The sequence below is a fragment of the Kribbella sp. NPDC054772 genome, assembly GCF_053611945.1.
Genome location: NZ_JBSHBJ010000061.1, coordinates 14,023 through 17,446 on the forward strand (window position 1 = coordinate 14,023; position 3,424 = coordinate 17,446).

The 3,424-nt window shown below is 66.8% G+C and carries 3 protein-coding genes; all 3 read left to right on the forward strand.

Annotated elements, in window-relative coordinates:
* The first annotated feature begins 92 nt into the window (after window positions 1–92).
* From ACWGID_RS40985 to ACWGID_RS40995, 3 genes are read left to right on the forward strand one after another with little or no spacing between them, the layout of a single operon-like run.
* Window positions 93–1,085: an ABC transporter permease gene (locus tag ACWGID_RS40985; RefSeq protein WP_452204798.1), complete on the forward strand. Its 993-nt coding sequence runs from the start codon at window positions 93–95 to the stop codon at window positions 1,083–1,085.
* A complete protein-coding gene (locus ACWGID_RS40990) occupies window positions 1,082–2,266 on the forward strand; it encodes an ABC transporter ATP-binding protein (RefSeq protein ID WP_452204799.1) in 1,185 nt (394 codons plus the stop codon). The genes ACWGID_RS40985 and ACWGID_RS40990 overlap by 4 nt, the downstream gene beginning before the upstream one ends.
* A gap of 18 nt (window positions 2,267–2,284) precedes the next feature.
* Window positions 2,285–3,304, forward strand: coding sequence for an ABC transporter ATP-binding protein (locus ACWGID_RS40995; RefSeq protein WP_452204800.1), 1,020 nt, complete (start codon window positions 2,285–2,287; stop codon window positions 3,302–3,304).
* Window positions 3,305–3,424 lie beyond the last annotated feature (120 nt).

Sequence of the window (3,424 nt, forward strand, 5' to 3'; positions counted from 1 at the left end):
TTTGTTTTTTTTTTCTTTCTTTAACACTTCATTGGGTGTGGGCGCCCCACCCACGGCGCGCCCCCCATGCCGATCGGTGAGGAGACAATCCCGTGCTCTACTTCGTGGCGCGCCGCCTGGTCAGCGCGCTCAGTGTCGTGTTGGCAACCCTGATCGCGACCTTCGCGCTGTTCTTCATCGCGCCCACCGACCCGGCCGGCGCGATCTGCGGCGAGCGCAACTGCACCACCCAGCGGTACAACGAGATCAGGACCAACCTGCATCTCGACCGGCCGAAGGCACAGCAGTTCGCCGAGTACACCGCGGGCATCTTCACCGGTCGCGACTTCACCACGTCGGGCGTCAAGCAGCACTGCGCGGCGCCGTGCCTCGGCTTCTCGTTCAAGAACGACCGGCCGGTCACCGACATGATCAAGTCCCGGTTCCCGGTGACGTTGTCACTGGTCTTCGGGTACGCCGTCCTGGTGCTGACGATCGGTGTGTTCGTCGGATCGATGGCGGCGAAGAGACGCGGGACCCTGGGCGACCGGGCCCTGATGAGCAGCACCCTGGTGATCAGTTCGGTGCCGTACTACATCGTGGCGCTGATGGTCGCTCTCTATCTGACGGTGCTCTATCCGATCCTGCCTCGAGGGGAATGGACACCACCGTCCGAGAACCCGGCGAAATGGGTCGCCGGTTTGCTGACACCCTGGTTGGTGCTCGGCATCTACAACTGCACGTCCTACGCCAGATACTCCCGTGGCTCCATGGTCGAGACACTGAGCGAGGACTTCATCCGGACCGCGCGGGCCAAGGGCCTGTCGGACCGGGTGGTCACCTACAAGCACGCGCTCCGGTCCGGGTTGATCCCGGTCGTCACGATCTTCGGTCTGGACGTCGCCGGCAGCCTCGGCGGCGCGATCTTCACCGAGCGGATCTTCGACCTCCCCGGGCTCGGCGTCCTGGTGCTGGACAGTTTGAACAGTTACGACCTGCCGGTGATCATGGGCACCGTGCTGGTCGCCTCCGTGCTCATCGTCGTGATGAACCTCCTGGTGGACATCGGCTACAGCCTGATCGACCCCCGGGTGAGGCTGTCGTGACGAATCCCGCCCCCGACGACAAGAAGGACAGCATGGCCGAGAGTGCAGCCACGCCGGCGGACGCCACGGACGGCGCTGCGACGGATACTGCTGCCGCCAAGCGTGGGCCGTCGGTCGCCACCCGCGAGCGTCGCCAGGGTTCGACCAACCCGAGTGGCGAGACGCCGTACCTGGTGGTCGAGGATCTCGCGGTGCAGTTCCCGACCGCGGACGGTCTGGTCAGCGCGGTGAACGGGCTGAGCTACTCGGTCCCGCTCGGCCGCACGCTGGCGATCGTCGGCGAGTCCGGCTCCGGCAAGTCCGTGTCGAGCATGGCCGTGATGGGCCTGCACGACCGCAAGCGGACCCGGATCACCGGCTCGATCCGGCTCGGCGGCGACGAGATCATCGGCCTCAGCGAGAGCGACCTGATGAAGGTCCGCGGCGACGCGGTCTCGATGGTCTTCCAGGACCCGCAGTCCTCGCTGCATCCGCTGTACACGATCGGCAACCAGTTGGTCGAGGCGTACCGGGTGCACCACAAGGTCTCGAAGGACGCCGCGAAGAAGCGGGCGCTGGAGATGCTCGACCTGGTCGGCATCCCGAACCCGCCGCGCCGGTTCGCGCAGTACCCGCACGAGTTCTCCGGCGGTATGCGGCAGCGCGCCATGATCGCGATGAGCCTGATCAACGACCCGAAGCTGGTGATCGCCGACGAGCCGACCACCGCGCTCGACGTCACCGTGCAGGCGCAGATCCTGGACCTGCTGAACAACCTGCAGAAGGAGTTCGGCTCCGCGATCGTGCTGATCACCCACGACCTGGGCGTGGTGGCCGAGATGGCCGACGACGTCCTGGTGATGTACGCCGGGCGCTGTGTCGAGTACGGCACCGCGCAGGACGTGCTGGCGAACCCGCGGATGCCCTACACCTGGGGTCTGCTGGAGTCGATCCCGACGGTCTCCGCGGCGAACGAGCGGCTGCGTCCGATCAAGGGTCTGCCGCCGAGCCTGCTGAACCTGCCGGACGGCTGCGCGTTCAACCCGCGCTGCCCGTACAAGGACCGGGTCAAGGGCGAACTCTGCACCACCCAGCTGCCGGAACTGCTGCCGGTGGACGGCGCCGGTGCGCACACGTCCCGTTGTCACCTGCACGACAAGGCCTCGGTGTACGAGGCCGAGGTCGCGCCGAGACTGGGCTGACGAGGGGACTGAGGAATCATGAGCGAATCGTTGTTGCAGGTCCGCGACCTGAAGATGCACTTCCCGATCAAGGAAGCCGCCGGTCTCGGCCGGACCAAGAAGGTCGTGCAGGCCGTCGACGGGGTCAGCTTCGACCTGAAGGCGGGCGCCAGCCTCGGCCTGGTCGGTGAGTCCGGCTGTGGCAAGTCGACCACCGGCCGGATGATCACCCGGCTGCTCACGCCGACGGCGGGGCAGATCCTGTTCAAGGGCACCGACATCGCGCAGCTGAAGGAGCGGGACCTGCGCCCGTTCCGCCGGCAGCTGCAGATCGTCTTCCAGGACCCGTACAGCTCGCTGAACCCGCGGCAGACGGTCAGCAACATCATCAGTACGCCGCTGCGCGTGCACAACCTGGTGCCGAAGGGCAAGGAGCTCGAGCGCGTCCAGGAACTGCTGGAGCGGGTCGGCCTGAACCCGGAGCACCACAACCGGTACCCGAACGAGTTCTCCGGTGGTCAGCGGCAGCGGATCGGGATCGCCCGGGCGCTGGCGGTCGAGCCCGAGGTGATCATCGCCGACGAGCCGGTGTCCGCGCTGGACGTGTCGATCCAGGCCCAGGTGATGAACCTGCTCGAGGACCTGCGTAAGGACCTCGGGATCGCGTTCGTGTTCATCGCCCACGACCTCGGCGTGGTCCGGCACTTCTGTGACGAGGTCGCGGTGATGTACCTCGGCAAGATCGTCGAGCAGGGCACCCGGGAGCAGATCTACAACGCGCCGCAGCACCCGTACACGCAGGCGCTGCTGTCCGCGGCACCGGACCTCGGCACGATCCGTGGGGTCCCGCCGAAGGAGCGGATCCGGCTGGTCGGCGACGTACCCTCGCCGATCGACCCGCCGAGCGGCTGCCGGTTCCGGACCCGCTGCTGGAAGGCGGAGGACATCTGCGCCACCGAGGAACCGCTGCTGCAGATCAAGCCGCAGTCGACCGAGGGCCACACGGCCGCCTGTCACTTCGCCGAGCCGAAGATCGACCTGACGGCCGCCACGGCCTGAAGCCCGAGAAAGCCCCCGCCAACGGGGCGGTTTCAAGGGGTCGTCGCAACACCGCCTTGGGTTCTAGGTGGTGAGTAGATCACGCAAACGCTCGGCTGGGGTGTCCCAGTCGAGCGTTTT

Excerpts from the sequence above, each read along its gene's own strand:
- ACWGID_RS40995 (WP_452204800.1), top strand. The coding sequence starts at position 2,285 with ATGAGCGAATCGTTGTTGCAGGTCCGCGACCTGAAGATGCACTTCCCG.